This is a genomic window from Nonomuraea sp. NPDC059023 (assembly GCF_042740095.1).
Lineage (GTDB): Bacteria > Actinomycetota > Actinomycetes > Streptosporangiales > Streptosporangiaceae > Nonomuraea.
This window is the reverse complement of sequence record NZ_JBHYIO010000015.1, coordinates 179,148-204,686: the sequence shown is the minus strand read 5'-3', so window position 1 is coordinate 204,686 and position 25,539 is coordinate 179,148. Positions and strand designations below refer to the sequence as shown.

The window sequence follows — 25,539 nt, the reverse complement described above, 5'->3', positions numbered from 1 at the left end:
CATGGCCAAGCGTCCCTGTCCCTGCGGGCTGCCCGCCCTCTACGCCGAGTGTTGCGGGAAGCTGCACCGCGGCCAGGCGCGGGCGGTGAGCGCCGAGCAGCTCATGCGCTCGCGCTACAGCGCCTTCGCCGTGGGCGACTCCGCGTACCTGCTGCGCACCTGGCACCCGCGCACCCGGCCCGGCCGGGTGGAGATCGAGCGCGGGCTGCGCTGGGACCGCCTGGAGATCGTCGCGGCCACGGCGGGCAGCGCGATCCACACCGAGGGGACCGTGGAGTTCCGCGCCCACTTCACCCAGGCGGGCACGGCGGGCTATACGCACGAGGTGAGCAGGTTCGTCAGAGAGGGCGGCGCCTGGGTCTACCTGGACGCCGCCCCCTCCTAGCCACCTAGGCGAACGCCCAGGTGAACAGGTGCATGGCGCCTTCGGGAACGGGCCCGAAGGTCAGGCTGCGCACCTGCTTCGACGGGTCCAGCGCGATCGGCTGGGCGGCGAACAGGTACGACGGGATCGGCTGGAACGCCCACGAACCGCCGAACAACCGGTTGGGGAGCTTGGCCACGATCTCGTTGCCGTGCTGCGGCTGGGCGCTGCTGAAGTTCAGGATCCAGTCGCTGAGGCCCAGCTTGCCGGTGCCGGTGGTGCCGTCGGTGTAGGTGATCGTGACGTCCACCTCGGGGTAGCCGAACGTGGCCGAGCCCAGGAACGCCACCTTCGAGGCCCCGGGCGGCGCCTTCACCTCGACCGGCCCGCTGCCCACCCGCAGGTGGTCCCACTCGCCGGGCTTGCGGTCGGGCCAGGTGAACTCGAACTCCTTCCACTTGTACGGCCTGCCGGGCACGAACCCGTTGGCCGCCAGCCCCTCGTTGGAGTAGCTGAAGTTGAAGCCGTCGAGGTTGGCGATGCCCGGATGGTCCGGGTCACCGACGCCGGCGCCGTTCTGCGCCCAGGCGACGGTGCCGCGCTGGGCGACGTTGAGCCGCACGCCCGTACTCACCTCCCCGGCCACGAAGTCGACCTCCTGGAACCCGGTGGCCATGCCGGGGCTCACCGAGACGACCACCTTCTGCGTGGCCTTGCCGCCCGCCGGGACGCGCAGGATCCCGGCGGCGGGGGTCACGGTGACCCCGGCCGGCGCCTTGGCCGTCCAGGCGACGGACTGCGCCCGCCCGGACGACTGCACGGCCAGCTCGCTGCTGAAGCTGCCGCCCGGCTCGACCGGCCCGCTGCCCGGACTCAGCCCGGCCAGGTACGGCTTGACGCCCTCGCCGAAGCTCGGGGGCGCGTTCCAGGTCTCGCTGCCGAACTGGGTGTTGGGTTTGGCGCCGAGCGTGAAGTCCAGCCGCCCGCCCTGCTGCGCGAACGACTCGGGCAGCCATGCCTTGCCGGTGGCGGCGCCGTTCACCCGCAAGGTCTGCACGTAGGGGTTGGCGGCGGCGCCGGGCGCGCTGATCGTGATCGTGCCCTGCGGCCTGGTGACGGTGACGCTGTCGAACAGCGGCGTGTTGACCATCAGCTCCGCCCGGCCGGGGATCGCGGGGAAGAGCCCCATCGCCGACCACACGTACCAGGAGCCCATGGCGCCCAGGTCGTCGTTGCCGACCAGCCCGTCGGGCCCCGACTTGAACAGGTCCTGCTGCACCCGGCGCACGAGCTCCTGCGTCCGGTACGGCCGGCCCGCCCACGCGTAGAGCCACGGCGTGGCCAGCGAGGGCTCGTTGCCCAGGTAGGCGTACGGCTCGTGCGGACCGGCGTTGAGCTTCTTGAAGAAGGCGTCCAGGCGCGGCAGCACCTGCGCGTTGCCGCCCATCACGTTGAACAGCCCGCGCACGTTGTGCGGCACCATCCAGTGGTACTGCGCCCCGTTGCCCTCCACGTACAGCTGCATGCTGGCCGGGTCGAACGGCGAGACGAACGAGCCGTCCTTGGCCCTGGGCTGGATCCAGGCGTTGGCCGGGTTGTAGAGGTTCTGCCAGTTCTGCGACCTGGCGGTGAACTCCTGCGCGATCTGCGTCTGCCCGAGCCGGGCGGCCAGTTGCGCGATGCCGAAGTCGGCGACCGTGTACTCCAGGGTGGTGGCGGGGTCGATCGGCACGTAGCCCTGGCTCATGTAGGCGGCGTTGCCGGGGCGCTCGTCGTAGCCGAGCAGCGGGCTGCCGATGTCCTGCGGGCCGACCCTCCTGGCCGCCTCGGCCATCGCCTGGACCGCCTTCTGGGCGTCGAAGTCGCGGGCGCCGAAGGCGTACATGCTGGCCAGGATGGAGTGGTAGGGGTCGCCGACCATGACGCCGGTGATCGCGATCTGGTGGGACCAGCGGTCCCAGACGTTGCCGACGGCCTGGGCGTTGTCGTACATCGACTGGGCGATGTCGGCGCCGACGGCCGGGTCGAGCAGGGCGATCAGCTGGACCTCGCTGCGGTAGATGTCCCAGCCGGAGAAGAGCGCGTAGTGGTGGCGGCCGGGCCGTACCTGCTTGGGCTTGTGGTCGAAGCCGGGGTACTGGCCGTCCACGTCGTCGGAGACGTGGGGCTGCAGGAGCGCGTGGTAGAGGTTGCTGTAGAAGGTGCGCTGGCGGTCCTCGCCGCCGCCGGTGACCCGGATCTGGCCGAGCCGCTTGTTCCAGGCGGCGTAGCCCTGGTCGCTGATCTGGCCGAGGTTCTGCGTGCCGACCTCGGCGGCGAGGTTCTTCTTGGCGCCGTCGATGCTCACGTAGGACAGGCCGACGCGCATCTGGACCGGCTGGCCGGAGTCGAACTGCAGGTAGGCGCCGGATCCCGGACCGCTCGTGACGACGTCGCCGTCGCCGACGGTCTCGGCGTTCGCGACGCGGGCGGGGCCGTTGTTCTTGACGCGGGCGGCGCCGGGGGTGACCGTGTCGTCCTTCCACGTGCCGTACGCGGTGACGGGCCGGTCGAAGGTGGCGTGGAAGTAGACCTTGTAGCGCATGGGCGGGCCGCAGAAGCCGCCGGTCTGGATCCAGCCTTCGACGGTGTTGCCGCTGACCCTGGTCTCGCCGTCGTCGACGCCGTTGATGGAGCCGCTGGTGTTGAGCAGCACGGTGCCGGGCTTGCCGGCCGGGAAGCTGAAGCGGCCGACGCCGGCGCGGGTGGTGGCGGCCAGTTCGACCCCTACGCCACTGTCGAGCGTGGCCGAATAGGAGCCGGGCCGGCCTTTCTCATTCTCGTGCTTGAACGTCTGGACGTAATCCCAGCCATTGGTGGCGGGAGAGCGGCCGATGACACCGGAGAACGGCATGATCGGGAAATCCTGGGCGCCGTTGCAACCGGGCCCGGATATGTGCGTCATGGAGAATCCGCGCAGGCGGTTGTCCTCCCACGCGTATCCGCCGCCGGCCTCTCTGACGGTGTCAGGGCTCCACTGCATCATGCCGAACGGCAGTACGGCGCCGGGAAAGGTCATCCCTCCGCCGCCGCCGTGCCCGAAGTCGGGAGCCGCTTCCTTGGTGCCGTGGAAGACGTTGACCAGGGCGGCAGGGTCGGTCTGCGGGGAATGGACGGTGGCCCCCGGCGGAACCGCCAGCGAGACCAGAAGCGCGGAAACGATAGGTAAGGACCATTGGGACACGTCAGTCCTCCAAAAGTGAAGATCCCGATATGGAAGCGCCTATGACGAAGCCGGGTCAACGCGCAGAAAGGGCGGCAACAAGCTGTCATCGGCAACCGGACAATAAGGGTTGGCAGGGCGTTGTGATCTTGGCACTTTTGCCATTAACCACTGCCGAGCGTCAGGAAATATCCAGCGATGACAGTTCTGTCAGAACGAATCACTGATACGAGAGCGCCGTCGGTCCGCCTTTCCCGCCTGCTCGACCCCGACACCGCAGTCGCGCTTCACGAGGAGGACGGCAGCGGCGTCACCGCTGTTCGCGGCCTGGTGGACGGGGCGCCCGTGGTGGCCTTCTGCACCGACGCCACCCTCAAGGGCGGCGCGCTCGGCGCGGCCGGAGCCCAGCACATCGTCGAGGCGATCGACATCGCGGTGCTCCAGGGGTCCCCTGTGATCGGGCTGTGGCACTCGGGGGGCGCCCGGCTGGCCGACGGGGTGGAGTCGATGGACGGCGTCGGCCGCATGTTCGCCGCCATGACCAAGGCCTCCGGTGTGGTGCCGCAGATCTCCGTCGTGCTCGGCCCGGCCGCCGGCGCCGCCGCGTACGGCCCGGCGCTGACCGACGTGATCGTCATGACGGAGGACGCCCGCCTGTTCGTGACCGGCCCCGACATCGTCAAGACCGTCACCGGCGAGCAGATCGACATGGCCGGCCTCGGCGGTCCCGCAGCCCACGGGCCCAAGTCGGGCGTCGCCCACGTCACGGTCGCCGACGAGGAGGAGGCTTACCGCAGGACCCGCCGCCTGGCCGGGTTCTTCACCCGGCACGGCGGTTTCGACTTCACCGAGCTGAGCGAGCCCAGGGATCTCGGCTCCCTGCTGCCCGACTCGCCGCGCCGCGCGTACGACGCCCGCAAGCTCGTCCGCGCCATCGTGGACGACGGCTTCGAGGAACTGCAGCCGAAGTGGGCGGGGAACATGTGCACGGGCCTCGGCCGTCTCGGGGGGCGCACGGTCGGCGTGCTGGCCAACAACCCGCTGCGCAAGGGCGGCTGTCTCGACTCCCTGTCGGCGGAGAAGGCCTCCCGGTTCGTGCGCATGTGCGACGCGCTCGGCGTCCCGCTGCTCGTCCTGGTGGACGTGCCCGGTTACCTGCCGGGTGTGGACCAGGAGTGGGGCGGGGTCGTACGGCGCGGCGCCAAGCTCCTGCACGCCTTCGCCGAGTCCGTCGTCCCGCGCATCACGCTCATCACCCGCAAGTCCTACGGCGGCGCCTACATCGCCATGAACTCCCGGTCGCTCGGCGCCACGCGGGTCTTCGCCTGGCCGGGCTCCGAGGTGGCCGTCATGGGCGCCGAGGCCGCGGTCGGCATCCTGCACCGCAAGGTCCTGGCCGCCGCGCCGGAGGAGGCGCGGCCGGAGCTGCTGGCCCGCCTGACCGAGGAGCACCAGCGGGTGTCCGGCGGCGTGCAGCGGGCGCTGGCGATGGGCGCCGTGGACGAGGTCATCGCCCCCGAGACCACCCGGCTGCGTCTGGCCGAGGCTCTCGCCGAGGCGCCGCAGTCGAGAGGGCGCCATTCCAACATCCCTCTCTGAAAGGAGGCAGTCATGTCCCAGTTCAAGGTCATCCTGCTCGGCGGCCCGCCGCACCTGCCCGCCGACCGCCGCATCCAGCGGGTCGTCGCCGTCGAGGAGACGTTCAAGCTGCCGCTGGGCGCCGGGTACGAGCACTTCCGGCACCAGGGCGAGAACACCTCCGTCGACGGCGAGGATCTGCCGGTGCTGCGCTGGGTCATGCACACCGCCATCGCGGAGTGAGACCCGATCAGGTGTGCTCACGGGCCAGGCTCGTCGGCAGGTCGGTGCGGCGGGTGACGTTGAGCTTGCGGAAGATCCTCGTGAGGTGCTGCTCCACGGTGCTGACCGTGATGAACAGCTTCCCGGAGATCTCGCGGTTGGTGAATCCCTCCGCGGCCAGCGTCGCCACCCGCAGCTCGGCGTCGCTGAGCACCGGGCTCTCGCCGTGGTGCTCGGGCTCGGGCGCCGGGTCGGTCCTGCGCCCGCGCGACAGGGCCCGGCTCAGCGGGGCGGCGTGACAGGCCTCGGCCAGGACGCGGGCCCGCCGCCCGAGCATCCCGGCCCGGCGCGCCTCGCCCTTCGCGTGGTAGGCCTCGGTGAGATCGAACAGCGCTCTGGCCAGCTCGTACCGGTCGCCGCACGACTGCAGCAGGTCGCTCGACTGGCGCAGCAGCATCGGCCGGGTACGCGGCTCGCTCACCGAGGCCAGCACCCGCAGCGCGATGCCGTGGACCCGGTTGGACCGGCCGCGGCAGCGGGTCAGCTGGTCGTCGATGAGCCGGCGGGCCTCCTCGTTCTGGCCGAGCTGGATCAGCGCCTCGGCCGCGTCCACCCGCCAGGGCAGGAACCCGGGCACGTCCATCTCCCACGCGCGGATCAGCTCGCCGCAGTGCATGAAGTCGCGCAGCGCCTGCCGGGGCTGGTCGGCGGCGAAGTTGAAGCGGCCCCTGCCGTAGAGGTACTGCAGGCCGTAGCGCGTCTCCAGCATCGCGTCGGGGACGGGCTCGTCGAAGCGCGACAGGCACTCGTCCAGGCGGCCCATGGCGGAGCCGGCCAGCAGCAGGGTGCCGAGCGGGCTGCCGACGGCCACGCCCCAGCTGCCGGCCGGGATGATCTCCAGCGCACGGGTGGCGTCCTCGGCGGCCGCGGCCAGGTCGCCCCTGCGCAGCGCGATCTCGGCGCGGATGGCCGACAGCCGGGCCTGCCTGCTCGGGGCGCGGCGGGCCGCCGCCTCCTCGATGAAGGCGTCGCACCAGGGCGCGGCCTTGCCTGAGCGGTCGGTGTAGGTGAGCGTCAGCAGCGCGCTCTCGACCGTGTCCATGGACATCTCGTCCAGGTGCGAGCCGCGCAGGATCTGCTCGGCCGTGGCGATCGTCTCCTCCTTCGGCCCTTCGGCCAGCACGCCGGCCAGCGCCTCCGCCGACTCCATCCGGCGCCCCACCCGCAGCGACGAGGCGGCGCTGCCCGCCTGCTCGCGGGTCAGGCCGGGCAGATGCCGCAGGAACGAGGGGTAGGTGCCGCGGAACCACGGACGGGCCGCGGCCACCTCCGCCACCGCCTCCTGGTCGAGCCGGTCGGGCTCGGCGAGGTGGCCGAGCACCTCCTTGGCGTCGCCGGCGTGGCCGTGCCACAGCAGCGCCTTGGCCAGCACCACCGCGTCGGAGCCGCCCAGATTGCCCTTGTGCAGGGCGTCGGTGAGCTCGGCGAGCTGGCCGGTCGGCGTGCCGGGGTCGATGCGCCACTTGGCGCGTACCAGCATGGTCGCGATCCTGGCCCGCCGCCGCTGGTCGTCGCAGGCGCGCGAGGCGAGCTTCAGATACTCGATCGCGATCTCCACGCCGTCGTCGCGCAGCGCGTGCGAGGCCGCCTCCTCCAGCACCGACAGCGCCCACGGCTCCTCGGCGTGCCCGGCCTTCAGCAGGTGCTGTGCCACGACGGCGACCGGAGCGCCCTCGTCGTAGGTGAGCTCGGCCGCCTGGCGGTGCAGGCCGACACGCTCGGCGGGGTCGAGCTCGCCCAGCACGGCCGACCTGGCCGTCTCGTGACGGAAGCGGCCCTCGTCGAGCAGGCCGACGCCGTCCAGGGCCATCAGCGCCTTGGCGGTGGCCGGCTCGCTCTCGCCGAGCAGCCTGCCCAGGCGCTCCGGCTCGCCCAGCACCGCCAGGCCCCTGGCCGTCACCAGCATGCGCAGGTCGGCCCGGTGCAGGCAGGCCAGGACGGCGTCGCCGTAGCGGGTGGCGGGGGCGCCGCTGTCCTGAAGGTCCTCCAGCAGCGCGTCGGCCAGCAGCCGGTTGCCGCCGCTGAGCTCGTGGCAGGTGGCCGCGTGCCGTTCGGCCGCCTCGGCGCCGGCGCGCTCGGCCACCCGCTCCGCCACGCCCTCCGCCGACAGGTGCGACAGGCGCACCCGACGGCAGTGGGGCTGGCGCAGAACCTCGGTGTGGAAGAGGCTCTGCAGGTGCGGGCTGTGGTCGGCGGCGCTGAAGACCAGCATGATCTTGGCGAACCTGACCCGGCGCGCCAGGTACGACAGGCACAGCTGGGAGCCACGGTCGGCGTAGTGGACGTCGTCCACCATGATCACCAGCGGGCAGCGCTCGGACAGGTCCAGCAGAACCCTGGCCAGCGCGTCCACGACCTGGACGTCCATGTGCTCGATGGCCTCCGAGCGCGGGTCCAGGCCGAGCTTCGCGCGGGCGTCCTCGCGCATCAGGCCGAGCGTGGTCTCCTGCTGCTCCTCCGTCAGCGGGGCGCTGTGGATGAGCTGGGAGAGCACGCCCAGCGGGACCTCGGACTCGGCGCGGGAGCCGGTCGCGGTCAGCGGTAGCGCGCCCTGCTCGAAGACGCCTTCGGCGAAGCCGTACAGGAGCTTGCTCTTGCCGGTGGCGACGGCCCCGGTGACCATCGCGATGCGGCCCTTGCCGGACACCGTTTCGTCCAGCAGCGCGCGCAGAGTGGCCAGTGACATCGCTTCTCCCCGTTCCTAGTGCCCCACCGCGGCGACGCTCACGGCACGGCTGGTGTGGGTCTCGCGGACCAGGCGCGTCCCGGCGGCACGCACGGCCAGGAAGGCGGCGGTGGCGATGTCGGCGTCGATGCCGACGCCCCAGGCCACCTCGTCGCCGAGCGCGCACTCCGCGTAGATCACGGTCTCTTCTCGCGAGCAGCCGCCGAGCAGCCGCTGGTGGGGTTCGAGCTCCTCGTGGTCGAGGGATCGGCCCGTACGGTGGACGACGCGTACCTGGATGCCCCAGGGACCGAGCAGCGCGCCGAGCGTGCGGAAGGTGTCGGCCCGCGGGCCGCAGTGGTCGAAGGCCCCGTCCACGTACAGCGAGGCGGTGATGGGCGTGTGCCAGCCGGCCGCCTCGGCGGCGTCCCCGTGGTACAGGTACTCCTGCGCGAACAACGCGCCGATCAGGCTCGGCGACAGCTCGCCGCCCATCGTGTCCGCGTGCGCCTGCACTTTCGCCGCCAGGTCGCTCTGAAGGCCGCGCGGCAGGTTCATGCCGTGCCACGCGCTCATCACGTAGGCGACGCCGCCCTTGCCCGACTGACTGTTCACGCGCACGACCGCCTCGTAGGTGCGGCCCACGTCCTTGGGATCCACCGGCAGGTACGGCACCCGCCACGGCAGTTCACCGGCGGGCAGGTCACGAGCGAGCGCCTGCCGTTCCAGCTCGTCGAAGCCCTTCTTGATGGCGTCCTGGTGTGAGCCGGAGAAGGCGGTGTAGACCAGGTCGCCGCCGTAGGGGTGGCGGGGGTGGACGGGCAGCTCGTTGCAGATCTCGACGGTGCGCCGGATCGCGCTGATGTCGGAGAAGTCGAGCCCGGGGTCGACGCCGTGGGAGTACATGTTCATGCCGAGCGTCACGAGGCAGACGTTGCCGGCCCGCTCGCCGTTGCCGAACAGGCAGCCTTCGACCCGCTCAGCCCCCGCGAGCAGGGCGAGTTCCGCCGAGGCCACGCCGGTGCCGCGGTCGTTGTGCGGGTGGACGGACAGGCACACGTGCTCGCGCCTGGACAGGTTGCGGCCGAGCCACTCGATCTGGTCGGCGAAGACGTTGGGCAGCGAGCGTTCGACCGTGGTCGGGAAGTTCAGGATGATCCCGCGTCCCTCGCCGGGCTGCCAGACGTCCATGACCGCCTCGCAGACCTCCAGGGAGAAGTCCGGCTCGGTCTCGTTGAACAGCTCGGGGGAGTACTGGAAGGCCACGTCGGTGCCGCGCAGCCGGCGTTCGGCGCCGTCCATCATCACGCGGGTGGCCCGCACGGCCATCTCCTTGCAGCCGTCGCGGTCCATGCCGAAGACGACCTCGCGGAAGACCGGGGAGGTGGCGTTGTAGATGTGGATCATCGCGCGGTTCGCGCCCTTGAGGCAGTCGATCGTCTGCTCGATGAGCTCCTCGCGCGCCTGGGTGAGCACGGTGATGCGGACGTCGTCGGGAATGCGGTCCTGCTCGATGAGCATGCGCACGAAGTCGTGGTCGCTCCGGCTGGCCACGGGAAAACCGACCTCGATCTCCGTGAATCCCATATCCACCAGAAGCTCGAACATCATGAGCTTGCGCTCGGGGGTCATCGGATTGGCGAGGGACTGGTTGCCGTCGCGCAGATCCGTCGACAGCCAGCGCGGCGCGGTGCGAATTCGATTGCCGGGCCATGTGCGGTCGACCAGGTCGATGGGCGTGAATCCGGCGTAACGCTCGACACCCTTCATCGGTTTTCCTTTCGCAGGCCTTTTCAATGCAGAGCGGGGAGGTCGAACGTGGGCTTCACGCCCAGCTCGGCGTCCAGGAGAATGCGCAGCCCCTCGTAGGCCCGCCGGGCGTCGGTGCGTCGGCCGGCGCGCGTGAGCGCGGTGATGAGCTGGGAGTGGAAGGTCTCGTTCAGCGGATGCGCGGCGACCAGCGCGCGCACCTCCTCGATCAGCTCCGTGTGCCTGCCGAGCTTGATCCGCAGGTCGATGGAGGTCTCCTGGGCGCGCAGCCGCTGCTGGTCGAGCAGGGTCGCGGGCGGGCCGAGAACGAAGCCGAGCGGCACGTCGGCCAGGGCGGTGTAGCCGCTCCAGAGGCCGAGCGCCCGCTCGAGCAGCCGTTCTGCGGCGGCGGTCCTGCCCTCGCGGGCCTGCTCCCCCGCCCGCGCGACCAGGCGGGGGAAGACGAGGGCGTCGACGCGGTCCGCGTCGGTGCGCAGCACGTATCCGGCGGGCCTGGTGACGACCAAAGGACCCGCCGCCGGCCCGAGCATTCTGCGCAGGTAATAGATGTGGGTCTGCAGGGTCTTCAACGCGTCTTTCGGCGTCCTGGCCGGCCACAATTCATCGATGAATTGATCGAACCCGACCGTACGACCGGCATTGAGCGCCAGCAGGGAAATCGCCTGGCGAATCTTCGCGCCACGCAGTGCCAGTATTCCAGCGTATTCGTCGCGCACCTCTACAGGCCCGAGCAGCTTGAAATCCAGCATGACATTCCCTATCGTCGCGTTGGGTCGACTTGAGGCGAAGCTAGCCGGGGTTTCGCGGGCCGGGCAAGATGGATTCCCGGGAGGTTGTAGTCCGGGTATCCGAGGAATCATCCGGGACTACAACTTTCGTATCACCCCCTTATCTTCGCGGGTGCCGGGGGCAAGAATCCGGCCATGGCTGGAGTAACCGCGTCAAGGAACGCGACAGGTTCGATCCCTTCGATGCTGGCGATGTGCGTGGCCGAGGCCAGGCCGGCCGTCCTGACCGTGTCCGCGATGCGCTTCCTCACCGGCGTGGTGCTGGCCCTTCCGGTCACGGCGGTGGCTCCAGAGCCGATCAAGGTGCTGCAGGGCGTCGCCGCGTGGGTCCTGTCGATCTTCGCCATCTACCTGTTCAACGGGGTCACCGACGTGGCGGGAGACCGCGTCAACGGATCGGCCAGGCCGATCGCCCGAGGGGCGCTGGATCCGGGGTCGGCGCTGTTCGTGGCAGGTGTGGCGGCGGTGCTGTCGCTGGCCGCCACGCTCGACCTGCCGGGCCCGATGACGCTGATCGTGGGGGCCAACCTGGTGCTGGGCTACCTCTACTCCGGTCCGCCGGTGCCGCTCAAGGGCAGCTCCGGCGGCACCGTGGCGGTGCTGGTGCTGTCCGGGCTGCTGTCGTACCTGGGGGGTTTCACGCTCGCCGCAGGGGGGCAGGCCACCGGCACCCCTGTCGGGCTGCTGGTGTTCGCCGCCGCCTCCGTCTACTGGATGACGCTCGTCGGTGTGCCGGCCAAGGATCTGTCCGACTGTGAGGGGGATGCCGCGGCGGGGCGGCGCACGGTCGTGGTGACCAGGGGTGAGCGGGCGTGCAGGTGGTTCATGTCGGTGGCGGCGTCCGTGCTGGCCGTGGCGTTGTTCGCGGTGGTCGTGCTGCTGGGGGTGGAGCTGGTCTGGGTGGTCGTGGCGCTGGCCGCGGGGGCGGTCGCGGTGGTCGTGGCCGGTGCGGGGCGGGTGCGCTTAGGCGGGGGAAGCCGGCACGAACAACGCCGGCCGTACCGCGCGTTCATGGCCACACAACACCTGGTTCACATTACCGCGCTGATATCTGGCATTTGACGTTATATGTTGCCAGGATGGCCGGGCTGCGAGATAGTTGAGTGCTCGGTCCCATGGGCGGAAGGGACATCCTTGGATGCGGCATACGGGGTTGGGGGCGACCCGGCGCGAATCGTGGACGCATGCCGGGAAGAAATCCTCGTCGAATTCGAGGCCGCCCTGCTCGCCGCCGGCAACGTTCTGTACACGGATCCGCAGGCCAAGCGACAGGCCCTAATGACCGCGCGTTACGTCCTGGACGATGTGGCGGCTACTCTCCGTGCCGGAAAGGTGCAGATTAACAACCTGTATAAATTCCACGCGTGGGAAGTGGGCAGCCGCCGTGCCGCCACCGGCGTACACCCGAAAGCTTCTCTTGAGGCAGGCTCACTTTTCTTTCGTGTCGCGATGACACGACTCGCCCTTCAGGTGGCCGTGGAATCGGAATCGCCGGCCGAGGCATTCACGCTGGTGGCCACCGGCATGGAGGAGAGCCTGTCCCTGCGCATCCGCGAGGCGTCGGAGAGCTATCACGGCTTCCTGCTCAACCAGGTCCACGAGGCGCAGGAGGACGAGCGCAGACGGATCGCCAGGGAATTACACGACCGGATCGGCCACGGCATCAGCGTCGCGCACCAGCAGCTCGCGCTGGCCGAGGTCTACCGGGTCACCAACGCCGCCCGCGCCTCCACCAAGATGGGCGTCGCCCAGCAGGCCATCCAGGAGACGATGGAGAACCTGCGCCAGATGACCTCGGAGCTCCACCCCCAGGTGCCGCTGAAGAGCCTGGAGAAGGCGCTGCTCGGCTTCCTGGAGTCGGTCGAGGACGACACGGTCTCCGTCGGGCTCCACGTCAACGGCGACGAGGGCTGGGCCGACGCCCGGGTCCTCGACGAGGCCTTCCTGGTCGTCAGGGAGGCCGCGCGCAACGCCGTCAACCACGCCGCGCCCACGATGATCCTCATGCGCGTGGACATCGCCCCTCACGAGCTCGTCGCCACCGTCCAGGACAACGGCAGGGGCTTCGACCCGGCCGTGGTGCGCGGCAAGGGCGGCGTCGGGCTGAGCTCCATGCGCGAGCGCACCGAACTGCTCGGAGGGCGGGTCACGATCTCCAGCGCCCCCGGCAGCGGCTGCCTCGTCGAGGTGTTCATCCCCCTGAAGAAGCGGCACGATGACCACGACCCCGGGTAACGCGCTGATCTCCGTCGGCATCGTGGACGACCACGCCCTCTTCAGGGAGGGGCTGCGCGAGATCCTGGAGGCCGGCGGCGACATCGGCATCGTCGGCGAGGCCGGCGACTCGGCGGGCGCCGTCGCCATGGTCGGCGCCACGAAACCGGACGTGCTCCTGCTCGACGTCGAGATCCCCGGCGACGAGGTCACCGAGACCGTCGGCAAGGTACGCAGGATCTCGCCCGAGACCCAGATCATCATCCTCAGCATGTACGACGGGCCGCAACTGCTCACCCGGCTGCTGGCCGCCGGCATCCGCGGCTACCTCCTCAAGAGCGTGCACCGGCACGAGCTGATCGCGGCGGTCAAGAGCGTGCACGAGGACCCGTCCAGAGTGGTGCTCGCGGTCTCCCGGCACAGCCTGGCGCACGTGGAGTCGGCGCCGCCCTCCGGCGGGCTGAGCGAGAAGGAGCTGGAGGTCCTGCAACTGGCCGCCCAGGCGCTCAGCAACGCCCAGATCGCCCGGCGGCTCGGCCTGGCCGAGGCCACCGTGAAGCGGCACATGCGCAACATCTTCGTCAAGCTCAACGCGGTCTCGCGGATCGACGCCGTCAACAAGGCCGTGGCGGCCTCGCTGCTCGCGCCTCAGAGCAGGAGCGAGGGCGAGTAGTCGGGAAAGATCCCGGTCAGCTCGTCGCGGGTCTCGCGGCCCAGCGCGACCGTGGTGGCGGCCAGGTTCATCTCCAGGTGCACCTGGTCGCGGGTGCTGGGTACCGGCACCACCCGTTCGTCCTGGGCCAGCAGCCAGCCCAGCGCCAGCCGTCCCGCGCCCAGGTCGAGCTCGGCCGCGGCGGCCTCCAGGCGGCGCAGCGCGGGCACGTCGCGTTCGGGCAGGAAGCGGGTGTCGCCGTGGCGCCAGTCGTGGGGTCCGAGCACGGCGGCGGATCCGATCCGGCCGGTGAGGAAGCCCCGGCCCAGCGGGCGGGCGGCGAGCACGCCCACGCCCAGCCGTTCCGCCTCGGCCAGGAGGGCGGTGTTGGCCCGCCGTACCCACAGGGAGAACTCCACCGCCAGCGCCGTCACGGGATGGACGGCGTGCGCCCGGCGCAGTTGCGCGGCCGTGGCGCCCGACAGGCCGATGTGGCGGATCTTCCCCGCGGCCACGAGCGCGGCCAGCGCGCCCATGCTCTCCTCGATCGGCACGCGGGGGTCCTGGCAGTGCAGGAAGTAGACGCCGACGCTCTCGACGTCCAGGCGTTTCAGCGAGGACTCGCAGGCGCGCTCCAGGTATTCGGGCCGGCCGTCGAAGTCGATCGTCCTGCCGAGGACGCGGGCGCCGCCCCTCGTGCAGACGACGACCTCGTGCGCGCGTCCGGCCACGGCCCGGCCGACCACGCGTTCGACCTGGCCGGCGGCGTAGAAGTCGGCGGTGTCGACGAGGGTCACGCCGGCGTCGAGCGCGCGGCGGATCAGGCCGGCCGCCTCGTGCCGGTCGGCGTGGCCGTAGGCGCCGGCCAGGGCCAGGGAGCCGAGCCCCATCCGGGACACGGCCGGTCCCGCCCGCCCCAACCGTGTATAGCGCATCCTCCTTGATAGCGAATACCGCTCAAAAAGCGGTCAAATTCCGGGTTAACTCGCACTCCGCCGCCCCTATAGGACGCACCCCTAATTTTGCGGACCGGCCCCGGAATCATGTTTCCCGCCCTATTGGCGAATTGCCTCCTATGGGTAAGTTGGCTGGGTGATCGAGGACATCCTCCCCCCGGAGGTCGAGGCCTTCGAGACCTTCGACGATCCTCCCGGCACCGTGCTCTTCCCCGAGGAGGAGGCGCTGATCGGGCGGGCGGTGGAAAAACGCCGCAGGGAGTTCGCGACCGCGCGCTACTGCGTCCGGCGGGCCATGGGGAAGCTGGGGATGGCGCCGGTGGCCGTGCTGCGCGGCCCGCGGGGCGAGCCGACCTGGCCGCCCGGCATCGCGGGGAGCATCACTCACTGCACCGGATACCGGGCCGCCGCGCTCACCAGGAAGCCCGCCATGCTCGGCATCGACGCCGAGCCCGACGCCCCGGTGGGCGACGACGTGATCGAGGCGGTCTCGCTGCCGCACGAGCGCGACATGCTGCGCCGGCTGGCCGCCACCAGCCCCGGACCCTGCTGGGACCGGCTGCTGTTCAGCGCCAAGGAGTCCGTCTACAAGGCCTGGTTCCCGATGACGAACCGGTGGCTGGGCTTCTACGACGCCGAGATCGACGTGGACCCGTTCGGCGGCACGTTCTCGGCCCACATCATGGCGGAAGGCCTGCGGTGGCAGGGGCGGTGGCTGATCCGCAACGGCCTGATCGTCACCGCGATCGCGAGGATCGGGATGACATGATCAGATTCGGCGTGGTGCTCATCACCGAAGGCTGCTCCAGGACCGAGTGGATGGACAAGTGCCGCCGGGCCGAGGCGCTCGGCTACGACGTCGTCGCCGTCCCCGACCACCTGAACCTGCTGGCGCCCTTCCCCTGCGCCGTGCTGGCCGCCGAGGCCACCACGCGCCCGAGGATCGGCACGTACGTGCTCAACTCCAGCTTCTACCTGCCCGCGCTGCTGGCCAGGGACGTGGCCACCACCGCCCAGCTCCTCGGCGACCGGCTGGAACTCGGGCTCGGCACCGGCTACGTGAAGGCCGAGTTCGAGAAGGCCGGCATCCCGTTCGGCACCGCGTCCTCCCGCGCCGACCGGCTGGAGAGCCTGGTCAAGGAGCTCGACGCGGCGCTGGGGGAGTCGGCGCCGCCGTTGATGATCGGGGGGCACGGCGACCGCATCCTGCGCCTGGCCGCCCAGCGCGCCCGGACGGTCAGCTTCACCGGCGCGCCGTACCGGGCGGAATACGGCAGGACCGCCCTCGTGGACGCGGACGCCCTCGCCGAGCGCGTGGCCTTCGTCAGGGCCGAGGCGGGCGGCCGCGAGCCCGAGCTGAACCTGCTGCCCAAGGCCACCGTGCTCACGCGCGAGCGCCGCGCGGGCCTGGAGAGCCTGCGCCGCTACGCTCCCGACCTCACGGCCGAGCAGCTCGCGGAGGTCCCGACGCTGCTGGTGGGCACGCCCGCGCAGCTCGCCGAGCAGGTCCTGCGCGACAGCGAGAGGTACGGCTTCGCCTATTTCACCGTGACCGAGGCGGCCATGGAGGACTTCGGCAAGGTCATCGAGCGGCTGCGCTGAGACTGTCGAGGCAGGCGCTCAGCGTGCGGGCCTGGACGTTGAGGTAGTAGCTGTGGCGCAGCAGTTCCACGACCTGGTGCATGGCCAGCCAGCGGAAGTCGGGGTGGCCGGGGGCCAGGTCCTCGCCGGTCTCCACGATCAGGTAGCGGTTCCTGGCGTGGTAGAAGCGCCCGCCCTCCTCCGAGAGCACCGTGTCGAAGCGGATGCGTCCGGGGTCGGCGTCCAGCACCTCGTCCAGGAACAGCGGGCGGGCCGCGGGCGGCAGGTGGTCGTAGTTCTCCGGCACGCACTGCACGGTCGGCGCCAGCTCGACCACGTCGGTGTAGCCGGGCTCCACGCGCGCGTGGACCAGCGCGTGCAGGACGCCGCCGATCCGGCGGACGAGGAAGGCGATGACGCCGGTGCCCACCGGCTCGATCATCGGTTGCGTCCAGCCGCTCACCTCGCGTCCGCTGGAGGCGACGCGTACGCCGATGATGTCGAAGAAGCGGCCGCTGTCGTGCGAGATCCGCCCGTCGTCGCGGCGCCATTGCCGCAGCCGGTTGAGCGGGATGGGTTCAGTGCTGATGTCGACGGTCGAGCGGATGCCGCTGAGCCAGCTCAGCACCTCGTCGATCCCGTGCACGGCGCTCTGGCGCGGGTCGCGGGAGCGGATCAGCGCCGCGCGGAAGCCGTCCTCGCCCGGGAGCGGCGCCTCCAGCGCCGGCATGCAGGCCAGCACGGTGCGCGCGTCCATGTTCACCAGGTCGGGCACGGCCAGCATCTCGTGGACCCGCCCCAGCGGCAGCCAGCGGAACCCGTCGAGCACCTCGACGTCCGCGGCGGTCTCCACGACCATGTTCCTGTTGCGCTTGCGGTAGAACCAGGCGCCCTGCTCCGACTGGCGCACGTCCGCCAGCACCCGCCCGCTCGGCTCCCGGAAGTGTTCCAGGTACGGCACCGGCCGCCCCTGGTGCACACGGGTGTAGTTGCTCCTGGTGGCCTGCACGGTGGGCGAGACCTGGGGGCCGTCGTGGTTGCCTGGCTCGTTCTTGGCCTGCATCAGCAGATGCGGCACGCCGTTCACGCGCTTGACGAGGATGCCGAGGATGCCCACCTCGGGCTGGTTGATGATCGGCTGGGTCCAGGCGTCCACGGGGCTGCCGGGAAAGCGTACGTCGAGCCCCTGGACGGTGAAGAACTTGCCGCTGTCGTGGCTGATGTTCCCGGTGCTCGCGCACCGGCGCCATCCGCCCAGCTCTTCCAGAGGAAGCCGCTCCACCGTCATCGCGGTGTGCTCGGCGACTTCCTCGAACCAGCTCCTGACGTCAAGAATGGCGGTCTCCTAACAACAGGCCTTTACCGCCGAAGTTCGCATGTGCCCTCATAACACCTCAACCCCTGCTTTTCGGTGATGGAAAATAGGGGTTATCTCTGGGACCTGCCATTCATACGCTCTTAGGGTGGACGCCATGACCGATCGTCCGGAAATCCGAGCCAGTGACCAGGATCGCGACAGAATTGCGGAAATGCTGAGGGTCGCGGTCAGCGAGGGACGCATCGACCTCGAAGAGCTGAACGAGCGCCTGGACCGCACCTACGGCGCGCGTACGCTCCGTGAGCTGGACGAGGTCGTCGAGGACTTACCCCAGGGCGGACCGCCGTCCACGGCGCTGCTGCCCGCCACCGTGGCGGCCGCTCCGTTGCCCGCCGCCCACCCGGGTGACGTGCTGGAGCTGCACACGCGCAGCGGCAAGATCCGCCAGGACGGGCGCTGGGTGGTGCCGCCGCTCATCACGACCAAGGCACACAGGTTCGGCACCGTGCGCGTCGACTTCACCAGGGCCGAGTGCGCCTACCGTGAGGTGACCGTCGACGTGCAGATCACCTCGTGGTTCGGCGACGTCGTCATCGTCGCCCCCTACGACTGGTGGGTGCAGGACGACGCGGTGACCCGCCGGCTCCTCGGCGCCGTCCACAACAGGCCCATCGTCTCGCCCACCCAGGCCGCGGTCGTCGTGCGGCTCACCGGCTACGTGCAGACCGGTGACGTGTGGGTGAGGTACCGCCGCTGACGGCAAATCTCAGGAGGATCGTATGGCGTGCCGCATCTGTTCCGGCCGGCTCCGCGAGTTCGCGGACTTCGGCCGGCAGCCGATCTCCGACGCCTTCGTCGAACCCGGTGACCCACGCGAGGAGTTCTTCTTCCGGCTCGCGGTCGGCGTCTGCGAGAGCTGCACGATGGTGCAGCTGCTCGAAGAGGTGCCGAGGGAGCGCATGTTCCACGAGGGCTACCCCTACGTCTCCTCCGGCTCCTCGGTCATGCGCGAGCACTTCCACACGCTGGCCAAGCGGCTGCTGACCACCGAGCTGAGCGGCGACGACCCGTTCGTCGTCGAGCTCGGCTGCAACGACGGCACCATGCTGGAGGTCGTCGCCGACGCCGGGGTCAGGCACCTCGGCGTCGAACCGTCCGGCGGCGTGGCCGACCTGGCCGCCGCCAAGGGCGTGCGCGTGACCAAGGACTTCTTCGAGGCCGCGACCGCCGCCCGCGTACGCGCGGAGGACGGCCCCGCCGACGTGATCTACGCGGCCAACACCCTGTGCCACATCCCCTACATGGACTCCATCCTCAGCGGCGTCGACACGCTGCTGAAGGTGGACGGCGTCTTCGTCTTCGAGGACCCCTACCTGGCCGACATCGTGGCCCGCTCCTCCTTCGACCAGATCTACGACGAGCACTTCTACTTCTTCTGCGCCGGCTCGGTGAGCCGGATGGCCGCCCGCCACGGCTTCGAGCTCGTCGACGTCGAGCGGCTGCCCGTGCACGGCGGCGAGGTGCGCTACACCCTCGCCAGGACCGGAGCCAGGACGCCCGCTCCCGCGGTCGCCGCGATGCTGGCCGAGGAGGACGCGGCCGGCATCACCCGGCTGTCCGCGCTCGACCGCTTCGCCGCCACCGTCGAGGGCAACCGCGACCGGCTCACGGCGCTGCTGAAGGGGCTGCGCGCCCAGGGCGCCACCATCTACGGCTACGGCGCCACCGCCAAGAGCGCCACCGTGCTCAACTACTGCGGCATCGGCCCGGACCTGCTCACCTTCGTCAGCGACACCACCCCGGCCAAGCAGGGACGGCTCACGCCCGGCTCGCACATCCCCGTACTCGGGCCCGAGGCCTTCCGCGACCCCTACCCCGACTACGCGCTGCTGCTCGCCTGGAACCACGCCGAGGAGATCATGGCCAAGGAGACGGGCTTCCGCGAGTCCGGCGGCCGGTGGATCCTGTACGTCCCCGACGTCCACGTCGTGTGATGCGCCATCGCGAACTCGCCGTCGCCGGCGCCTTCGAGTTCACCCCTGCGGTCTTCCCCGACGAGCGCGGGTCGTTCGCCTCGCCGTACCAGGAGGGGGCCTTCATCGCCGCGACCGGGAAGGGGCTCTTCCCGGTCGCGCAGGCCAGCAGGAACGTCTCCCGGCGCGGCGTGGTGCGCGGCATCCACTACACGCTCATCCCGCCGGGCACGGCCAAGTACGTGTACTGCGCGGCGGGGCGGGTGCTCGACTACGCGGTGGACCTCAGGGTGGGCTCGCCGACGTTCGGGCGGTGGGAGGCGGCGGAGCTGAGTCTCGCCAACGGGCGCGCGGTCTACTTCCCGCCCGGCGTGGGGCACGCCTTCGCCGCGCTGGAGGACGACTCGGTGGTGTGCTACCTGCTGTCGGCGGAGTACCGCAAGGAGAACGAGCTCACGCTGTCGGTCTTCGACACCGACCTCGCGCTCGGCCTGCCCGCCGAGCCGGCGCCGATCCTGTCGGAACGCGACGCGGCCGCCCCCACGCTGGGTGAGGCGGCCGCGCTCGGGCTGCTTCCCGAGTGGTGACCTACAGCACCTCGCGCAGGGCGGCGATGACCTTCTCCTGCACCTCGACCGGGAGGGAGGGGTACATGGGCAGCGAGAAGATCTGCCCGGCCAGTTCCTCTGTCACCGGCAGGCTGCCGGGACGGTAGCCGAGGTGGGCGAAGCCGGTCATCGTGTGGACCGGCCACGGGTAGGAGATGTTGAGGTGGATGTCGTAGGCGCGCAGCGCCTCGATGATCTCGTCGCGCCGGGGGTGGCGCACCACGTACACGTAGTAGACGTGCTCGTTGCCCGCGGCGGTCGCGGGCAACACCAGCTCGGTGTCGCCCAGGGCCCGCTCGTAGCGTTCGGCGACGGCGCGGCGGCCGGCGATGTAGGAGTCCAGGCGGGTGAGCTTGCGGCGCAGGATCTCCGCCTGCACCTCGTCCAGGCGGGAGTTGTGGCCCGGCGTCCGCACCACGTAGTAGGTCTGCTCCATGCCGTAGTAGCGCAGCCTGCGCAGGTTGGCGTCCACGACGTCGTCGGAGGTGATCGTCGCGCCGCCGTCGCCGTAGGCGCCGAGCACCTTGGTCGGGTAGAAGGAGAACGCCGCGGCCCGGCCCATCGAGCCGGCCACGCGGCCGTGGTGCCTGGCGCCGTGCGCCTGGGCGCAGTCCTCCAGGATCATCAGGTCGTACGCCTCGGCCAGGCGCTCCAGCGGAGCCATGTCGACGCACTGGCCGTACAGGTGGACGGGCAGCAGGCAGCGGGTGCGCGGCGTGATCGCCGCCTCGACCTGCTCGACGTCCATGAGGTAGGTGTCGCGGTGCACGTCGGTGAAGACCGGGGTGGCGCCCACGCCGTCGATGGCGACGACGGTCGGCGCCGCCGTGTTGGACACGGTGATCACCTCGTCGCCGCTGCCGACCCCCAGAGCCTGGAGGCCGAGCTTGAGCGCGTTGGTGCCGTTGTCGACTCCGGTGCAGTGGCGGGCGCCGTGGTAGGCGGCGAACTCGGCCTCGAAGGCGCGCACGCTCTCGCCGAGCACGAGCTGGCCGGATTGGAACACGGTCTCGACGGCGTCGATCAGATCGTCCCGCTCGACGTCGTATTCCGGCAGGTAGTCCCAGACACGAGTGGCCATGACTCAACGTAATCACCGGGCCCCGTACCGGCGGTACCCCTATCACGGGGTTAGGGGTGACACGTTATGCCCCGTCCTCACTAGCTTTGTGCGTATGGCACGGCATTACCTCTTCATGTGTCAGCCCGATCATGGCCACGTGATTCCGAACCTGGCCGTGGTCTCCGAATTGGTGCGCCGGGGAAACCGGGTCACCTACGTCACCGGTGAAAGCATGGCCGACGTCGTCCGCGCCGCGGGCGCCACCGTCATCGGCTACGACTCCATTTATCACAAGGCCGATCTGCGCCGGCTCGAAGACGATCCGCTCGGGCTCATCTCGCTGTTTCTCGACGAGAGCCGGGTCATGCTGGAAAACGTCGGACCTGAAAAGGCCGATGTGGTGGTGTATGACATCTCCGTTCTGCACGCCGGGCGGATTCTGGCGCGTAAGTGGGGGCGGCCGGCCGTACAACTCATTCCGGTGTTCGCGTCGAACGAGCATTTCTCCTACCTTTCCTCCATCTACGGCGACGGCGGCGACGGCGGCGCGCTGCCCGGCTGGGTGGACGACATGCTGGCCAGGACCGCCGCGCTCGCGCACGCCCACGGCGTGGACGTGCCGCCGGCCGACCTGTGGTGGCAGGTGCAGGACTTCAGCCTGGTCAACCTGCCGCGCTCCTTCCAGTTCGCCGGGGAGACCTTCGACGAGCGCTTCGCCTTCGTCGGGCCGTGCCTAGGTGAGCGGGCCTTGGGCGAGCGGAGCTTCCTGTCGGACTGGACGCCGCCCGGCGACGGCCGCCCGATCGCGCTGCTCACCTTCGGCACCGTGGCCAGCAGCCGTCCCGACCTGTTCCGCACCTGCGTGCGGGCCTTCGGCGAGCTGCCCTGGCACACCGTGGTGACCGTGCCGGACGCCGTCGACCTGGGGCCGTTGCCCGCCAACGTCGAGGTCCGCCGCTGGGTCTCGCACATGAGCGTGCTGCGGCACGCCGACGTGGCCGTCACCCACGGCGGCATGGGCACCGCCATGGAGGCCCTGTACTGGGGCCGCCCCACGGTCATCGTCCCGGCCACCGCCATCGACGGCCCGCCCGCCCGCCGCGTCGCCGAACTCGGCCTCGGCCGCGTCGTCGACCCCGCGGAGCTGACGCCTGAGCGCCTGGTCGCCGACGTGCTCGCGGTCGTCTCCGATGACCGGGTACGGCAGGCCACCGCCGCCATGGCCAGGGAGATCCGCGAAGCCGGCGGCACGGCCAGAGCGGCCGACGAGTTAGAGCGGTACCCGGCATGAGCAGGCCCTTCGAGTTCGGCGTCCTCGGGCCCCTCAAGGTCGCCAAGGACGGCGCCGAGCTGCACATGAGCGCGAACAGGGAGCTGGCGATCCTGGCCAGCCTGCTGCTCAACGCCAACCGGGTGGTCAGCGTGGACCGCCTGGTGGAGACGGTGTGGGCGGGTTCGGCGCCGGCCAGCGCGTGGCGGCAGATCGCCATCTGCGTCTCTCGGCTGCGCCGTACGCTGGGGGCGGGTGTGATCGAGACGTCCAGCCCCGGCTACATGCTGCGCGCCGAGCCGGACAGCATCGACTGGCTGCGCTTCGGCGCGCTGGTGGCGCGGGCGCGCGCGACGGCGGCCGACGGCGAGCGCGAGGCGGCGGTCAAGCTGCTGCGCGAGGCGCTGTCGCTGTGGCGGGGCAACCCGTTCGAGGACATCAGGGGCCTGCGCTACGACGTCGCCAGGATGGAGGAGTCGCGGCTGGAGGCCATGGAGGCCTGCCTGGAGCTGGAGATCGAGCTCGGCCGCCACCACCAGGTGATCCCCGACCTGCTGGCCCTGGTGAGCGAGTCGCCCTTCCGCGAGCGGGTACGCGCTCAGCTCATGCTGGCCCAGTACCGCGCGGGACGGCGGGCCGACGCGCTGCGCACCTACCAGGAGACGCGCCGCTACCTGCTGGAGCAGATCGGCCTGGAGCCCGGACCCGCGCTACGGCGCCTGCACGACCAGATCCTCAGGGACGAGGTCGCGCTCATGCGTCCGGTGCCGCGTGCCTCGGTACCGGCGCAGGTGGTCCCGTCGCAACTGCCGCCGCAGATCCTGCCGTTCGTCGGCAGGGAGCGGGAGCTGGCGGCCCTGGACGCGGCCCTGAGCCAGGACCAGGCGGCGGCCCCGGCCACGACCGTGGTCAGCGGGCCGGCGGGCATGGGCAAGACCGCGCTGGTGCTGCGGTGGGCGCACGAGCGGATCGGCTGGTTCCCCGACGGGCAGCTTTTCGCCGACATGGCGGGTGCCAAGCCGGAGACCGTGGTCGAGCGGTTCCTGCGCGCCCTCGGCGTACCCGCCGCCGACCTGCCCCTCGACGCCGACGAGAAGCTGGCGCTGTACCGGTCCTGGACCGCGCGGCGCCGCTTGCTGGTGGTGCTGGACAACGTCGCCGACGCCGAACAGGTCGTGCCGCTGCTGCCTGGCGGCGCGCACTGCCGGGTCGTCGTGATCAGCACGGACCCGCTGGACGACCTGGTGGCCAGGCAGGGGGCGCACCGCGAGTTCGTCCGGCCGCTGCCCGCGGCCGACGCCCGGCGGCTGGCCGACCTGCTGGTGGGCACGGCCCGCGGCCGCGTCCTGGCCGCGACCTCGGGCAGCCCGCTGTCGCTGCGCCTCGCCGCGGCCAAGATGCGCACCCGCTCACGCCCCCACCACGACCCCGCGCGCCACGATCCCGCGGCCCGCCACGACCCATCCCGCCACGATCCCGTGCGTCACGATCCGGCGGCCCGCCACGACCCGTCCCGCCACGATCCCGTGCGTCACGATGCGGCCCGTCACGATGCGGCTCAGCCGCATCGTGACCTGGCCTATCACGACCGCGCCAGGATCGTGTCCAGTGCCTCCAGCAGTTCCGCCTGCGAGGGCTGTCCGGCGCACGAACGCCACCCCACGTGACCGTCGGGCCGGACCAGCACCGCCCCGCTCTCCTCAAGTCCGTACTCCCCGGCCCAGGCCGGCGAGGTCAGCCCGCCGGACCCGTCGGCGGAGATCTCGACCGCCGCGATCGCCACACCGCTCGACTCGGCCGCCTCCTTCGCCGCCTGCAGCCAGCCGCTCCCGGCCGGCGTCAGCAGCGTGAACCGGGGGCCGAGCAGGTCGAGCGTGGAGATCCTGCCGTTCTCGCCGGTCAGCCAGGCGTGCGGGGCGCGGTGGCCGGGGCGGGCGGCGGGGACGTAGGTGCGGTAGGGGTCCTCGGGCAGAGGGGCGGGCGTGCCGTCGGCGACCACGGCCGCCGAGTCGTAGTGGAAGCCCAGCACCAGGCCCTCCGAGCTGCGCCGGCCCGCCTGCTGCTCGATCGCCTCGGTCATCGACAGATGCCCCTCCATCATGTGGAAGGTGATCAGCGCGTTGTTCAGGCTCTCGTCCACGGTCCTGGCCGCGATCGGGTGCCGCTCCGCGGTGTAGGTGTCCAGCAGGTACGGCCCCGCCGTACCGTGGAGCACTGCGGCGAGCTTCCAGGCCAGGTTGTGCGCGTCCTGGATGCCGCAGTTCATGCCGAACCCGCCCTGCGGCGTGGCCACGTGCGCGGCGTCCCCGGCGAGGAAGACGCGGCCCTTCTGGAAGGTGGTCGCCACCTTGGCCTGCTGCAGCCAGGGCATGACGCCCAGGATGTCCACCGGGAGATCGGGCACGCCGACGGCGCCGCGTACCGCGTCGAGGCAGACCTGCGGGGTGAAGTCGGCGGGGCTGCCGCCCTCCTCGGGCTCGTAGCCGGTCTGCACCATCCAGCGTCTGCCGCCGTCCACGGCCTCGACCGCGCACGGCGGGTTACGCAGGAACGACAGCGCGGCCCGGCGCTCGGAGGGCAGGAAGCTCAGGTCGGCCTCGAACATGATGCTGATCATGTGGCCGAGCGTGGGCGGGCCCTCGACCTCGATGCCGAGCTGTTCCCTGACGCCGCTCCTGGCCCCGTCGGCGGCCACGGCGTAGCGGGCGCGCACCAGCGTACGGCCCCGCCCGTCCTCGACGACCGCCTCGACGCCGTCGCCGGTGTCGCGCAGCCCGGTCATCGTCGCGCCATAACTGACCCGGGCGGACGGCATCGACTCCGCCAGCCGGCGCAGGATCACCTCCAGGTGGTCCTGCGAGCACAGGTAGGCGTAGGTGGGGCTCTGCGGCGCGTCGCGCTCGATCGCGGCCGCGGAGCGGATGAAGTCGTCGGAGGACAGCGAGCTGCCGACGCCCACGGCGAGGAATTCCTCGCGCGGCATTCCGGCGCGCTCGACGTCCGCCACGATTCCCCAGGCGCGGAAGATCTCCATCGTCCTGGTGGTGATGAGCCTGGCCTTCGGAAATATCGAGGTGCCCGCGTGCTTCTCGACGAGCAGCGTCGATATTCCGTGGCGCGAGAGCTCAATTGAGGCGGACAGGCCGACCGGGCCGCCGCCGACGACCAAAACTTCTACGTCGAGCTCGTCCATGTTGCAAGGGTGATATATCCAATTTCCCCAGTCAATGCACTAATAACTGAATGATACAGGCG

At 70.8% G+C, this 25,539-nt stretch carries 21 protein-coding genes; 13 read left to right on the top strand and 8 right to left on the bottom strand.

The window, feature by feature from the left end; translation table 11 throughout:
• The first annotated feature begins 1 nt into the window (after window position 1).
• Window positions 2–385 carry a YchJ family protein gene (locus ACFWYW_RS25820; RefSeq protein WP_379611876.1) on the top strand — a complete coding sequence of 128 codons (384 nt, stop codon included), beginning with the start codon at window positions 2–4 and terminating at the stop codon, window positions 383–385.
• A gap of 4 nt (window positions 386–389) precedes the next feature.
• On the opposite strand, the gene ACFWYW_RS25815 is transcribed toward ACFWYW_RS25820, so the two are convergent.
• Window positions 390–3,587 (bottom strand): GH92 family glycosyl hydrolase, encoded by a 3,198-nt coding sequence (locus ACFWYW_RS25815; RefSeq protein ID WP_379611875.1) that lies wholly within the window; start codon window positions 3,585–3,587, stop codon window positions 390–392.
• Between the two features lie 177 nt (window positions 3,588–3,764).
• Here ACFWYW_RS25815 and ACFWYW_RS25810 point away from each other — a divergent pair, with 177 nt between their 5' ends.
• Window positions 3,765–5,165 (top strand): acyl-CoA carboxylase subunit beta, encoded by a 1,401-nt coding sequence (locus ACFWYW_RS25810; RefSeq protein WP_379611874.1) that lies wholly within the window; start codon window positions 3,765–3,767, stop codon window positions 5,163–5,165.
• A 12-nt stretch (window positions 5,166–5,177) separates the two neighbouring features.
• On the top strand, window positions 5,178–5,387 hold the full coding sequence (locus ACFWYW_RS25805; RefSeq protein ID WP_379611873.1) for a DUF5988 family protein: 210 nt from the start codon (window positions 5,178–5,180) through the stop codon (window positions 5,385–5,387).
• A gap of 7 nt (window positions 5,388–5,394) precedes the next feature.
• Here the strand turns inward: ACFWYW_RS25805 and ACFWYW_RS25800 are convergent, their stop codons facing one another.
• Genes ACFWYW_RS25800 through ACFWYW_RS25790 form a run of 3 tightly spaced genes read right to left on the bottom strand, consistent with a single transcriptional unit; the run spans window position 5,395 to window position 10,610 of the window.
• Window positions 5,395–8,112, bottom strand: coding sequence for an AAA family ATPase (locus ACFWYW_RS25800; RefSeq protein WP_379611872.1), 2,718 nt, complete (start codon window positions 8,110–8,112; stop codon window positions 5,395–5,397).
• Between the two features lie 15 nt (window positions 8,113–8,127).
• Window positions 8,128–9,861 carry a 2-isopropylmalate synthase gene (locus ACFWYW_RS25795; RefSeq protein ID WP_379611871.1) on the bottom strand — a complete coding sequence of 578 codons (1,734 nt, stop codon included), beginning with the start codon at window positions 9,859–9,861 and terminating at the stop codon, window positions 8,128–8,130.
• Window positions 9,862–9,884: 23 nt separating this feature from the next.
• Complete coding sequence (locus ACFWYW_RS25790) at window positions 9,885–10,610, bottom strand: BTAD domain-containing putative transcriptional regulator (protein WP_379611870.1); 726 nt, start codon at window positions 10,608–10,610, stop codon at window positions 9,885–9,887.
• Window positions 10,611–10,832: 222 nt separating this feature from the next.
• On the opposite strand from ACFWYW_RS25790, the gene ACFWYW_RS25785 reads away from it, so the two are divergent.
• The 3 genes from ACFWYW_RS25785 to ACFWYW_RS25775 all read left to right on the top strand — a co-directional run bounded on the left by ACFWYW_RS25785 (window position 10,833) and on the right by ACFWYW_RS25775 (window position 13,536).
• Window positions 10,833–11,711, top strand: a complete 879-nt coding sequence (locus ACFWYW_RS25785; RefSeq protein WP_379611869.1) for a UbiA family prenyltransferase — start codon at window positions 10,833–10,835, stop codon at window positions 11,709–11,711.
• A gap of 387 nt (window positions 11,712–12,098) precedes the next feature.
• The gene (locus ACFWYW_RS25780) at window positions 12,099–12,884 is read left to right on the top strand and encodes a sensor histidine kinase (RefSeq protein WP_379611868.1); all 786 of its coding nucleotides are present in this window, start codon (window positions 12,099–12,101) and stop codon (window positions 12,882–12,884) included.
• Window positions 12,865–13,536 carry a response regulator gene (locus ACFWYW_RS25775; protein WP_379611867.1) on the top strand — a complete coding sequence of 224 codons (672 nt, stop codon included), beginning with the start codon at window positions 12,865–12,867 and terminating at the stop codon, window positions 13,534–13,536. The genes ACFWYW_RS25780 and ACFWYW_RS25775 overlap by 20 nt, the downstream gene beginning before the upstream one ends.
• Here ACFWYW_RS25775 and ACFWYW_RS25770 read toward each other — a convergent pair.
• Window positions 13,512–14,450, bottom strand: coding sequence for an aldo/keto reductase (locus ACFWYW_RS25770; RefSeq protein WP_379611866.1), 939 nt, complete (start codon window positions 14,448–14,450; stop codon window positions 13,512–13,514). The two genes, ACFWYW_RS25775 and ACFWYW_RS25770, sit on opposite strands and share 25 nt — an antisense overlap.
• Window positions 14,451–14,607: 157 nt before the next feature.
• Between ACFWYW_RS25770 and ACFWYW_RS25765 the strand changes: the two genes are divergently transcribed.
• Both ACFWYW_RS25765 and ACFWYW_RS25760 read left to right on the top strand, forming a co-directional pair.
• A complete protein-coding gene (locus ACFWYW_RS25765; protein ID WP_379611865.1) occupies window positions 14,608–15,240 on the top strand; it encodes a 4'-phosphopantetheinyl transferase in 633 nt (210 codons plus the stop codon).
• Entirely contained in the window at window positions 15,237–16,073 is an 837-nt protein-coding gene (locus ACFWYW_RS25760; protein ID WP_379611864.1) for a TIGR03621 family F420-dependent LLM class oxidoreductase, read from the top strand. The genes ACFWYW_RS25765 and ACFWYW_RS25760 overlap by 4 nt, the downstream gene beginning before the upstream one ends.
• Here ACFWYW_RS25760 and ACFWYW_RS25755 read toward each other — a convergent pair.
• Window positions 16,054–17,388: an NDP-hexose 2,3-dehydratase family protein gene (locus ACFWYW_RS25755; protein ID WP_379611998.1), complete on the bottom strand. Its 1,335-nt coding sequence runs from the start codon at window positions 17,386–17,388 to the stop codon at window positions 16,054–16,056. The genes ACFWYW_RS25760 and ACFWYW_RS25755 overlap by 20 nt on opposite strands.
• Window positions 17,389–17,524: 136 nt before the next feature.
• On the opposite strand from ACFWYW_RS25755, the gene ACFWYW_RS25750 reads away from it, so the two are divergent.
• The 3 genes from ACFWYW_RS25750 to ACFWYW_RS25740 are packed head-to-tail and all read left to right on the top strand — an operon-like array spanning window position 17,525 to window position 19,930.
• A complete protein-coding gene (locus ACFWYW_RS25750) occupies window positions 17,525–18,127 on the top strand; it encodes a DUF1707 domain-containing protein (protein ID WP_379611863.1) in 603 nt (200 codons plus the stop codon).
• Window positions 18,128–18,149: 22 nt separating this feature from the next.
• Window positions 18,150–19,364 (top strand): methyltransferase domain-containing protein, encoded by a 1,215-nt coding sequence (locus ACFWYW_RS25745; protein ID WP_379611862.1) that lies wholly within the window; start codon window positions 18,150–18,152, stop codon window positions 19,362–19,364.
• Entirely contained in the window at window positions 19,364–19,930 is a 567-nt protein-coding gene (locus ACFWYW_RS25740) for a dTDP-4-dehydrorhamnose 3,5-epimerase family protein (protein ID WP_379611861.1), read from the top strand. The genes ACFWYW_RS25745 and ACFWYW_RS25740 overlap by 1 nt, the downstream gene beginning before the upstream one ends.
• A gap of 1 nt (window position 19,931) precedes the next feature.
• Here ACFWYW_RS25740 and ACFWYW_RS25735 read toward each other — a convergent pair whose 3' ends face one another.
• Window positions 19,932–21,032, bottom strand: a complete 1,101-nt coding sequence (locus ACFWYW_RS25735; RefSeq protein ID WP_379611860.1) for a DegT/DnrJ/EryC1/StrS family aminotransferase — start codon at window positions 21,030–21,032, stop codon at window positions 19,932–19,934.
• On the opposite strand from ACFWYW_RS25735, the gene ACFWYW_RS25730 reads away from it, so the two are divergent.
• On the top strand, window positions 21,031–22,305 hold the full coding sequence (locus ACFWYW_RS25730) for a macrolide family glycosyltransferase (RefSeq protein ID WP_379611859.1): 1,275 nt from the start codon (window positions 21,031–21,033) through the stop codon (window positions 22,303–22,305). The two genes, ACFWYW_RS25735 and ACFWYW_RS25730, sit on opposite strands and share 2 nt — an antisense overlap.
• Entirely contained in the window at window positions 22,302–23,951 is a 1,650-nt protein-coding gene (locus tag ACFWYW_RS25725; protein WP_379611858.1) for a BTAD domain-containing putative transcriptional regulator, read from the top strand. Before ACFWYW_RS25730 ends, ACFWYW_RS25725 begins: the two co-directional genes overlap by 4 nt.
• Here ACFWYW_RS25725 and ACFWYW_RS25720 read toward each other — a convergent pair.
• Entirely contained in the window at window positions 23,867–25,477 is a 1,611-nt protein-coding gene (locus ACFWYW_RS25720) for an FAD-dependent monooxygenase (RefSeq protein ID WP_379611856.1), read from the bottom strand. The genes ACFWYW_RS25725 and ACFWYW_RS25720 overlap by 85 nt on opposite strands.
• Between the last annotated feature and the right edge of the window lie 62 nt (window positions 25,478–25,539).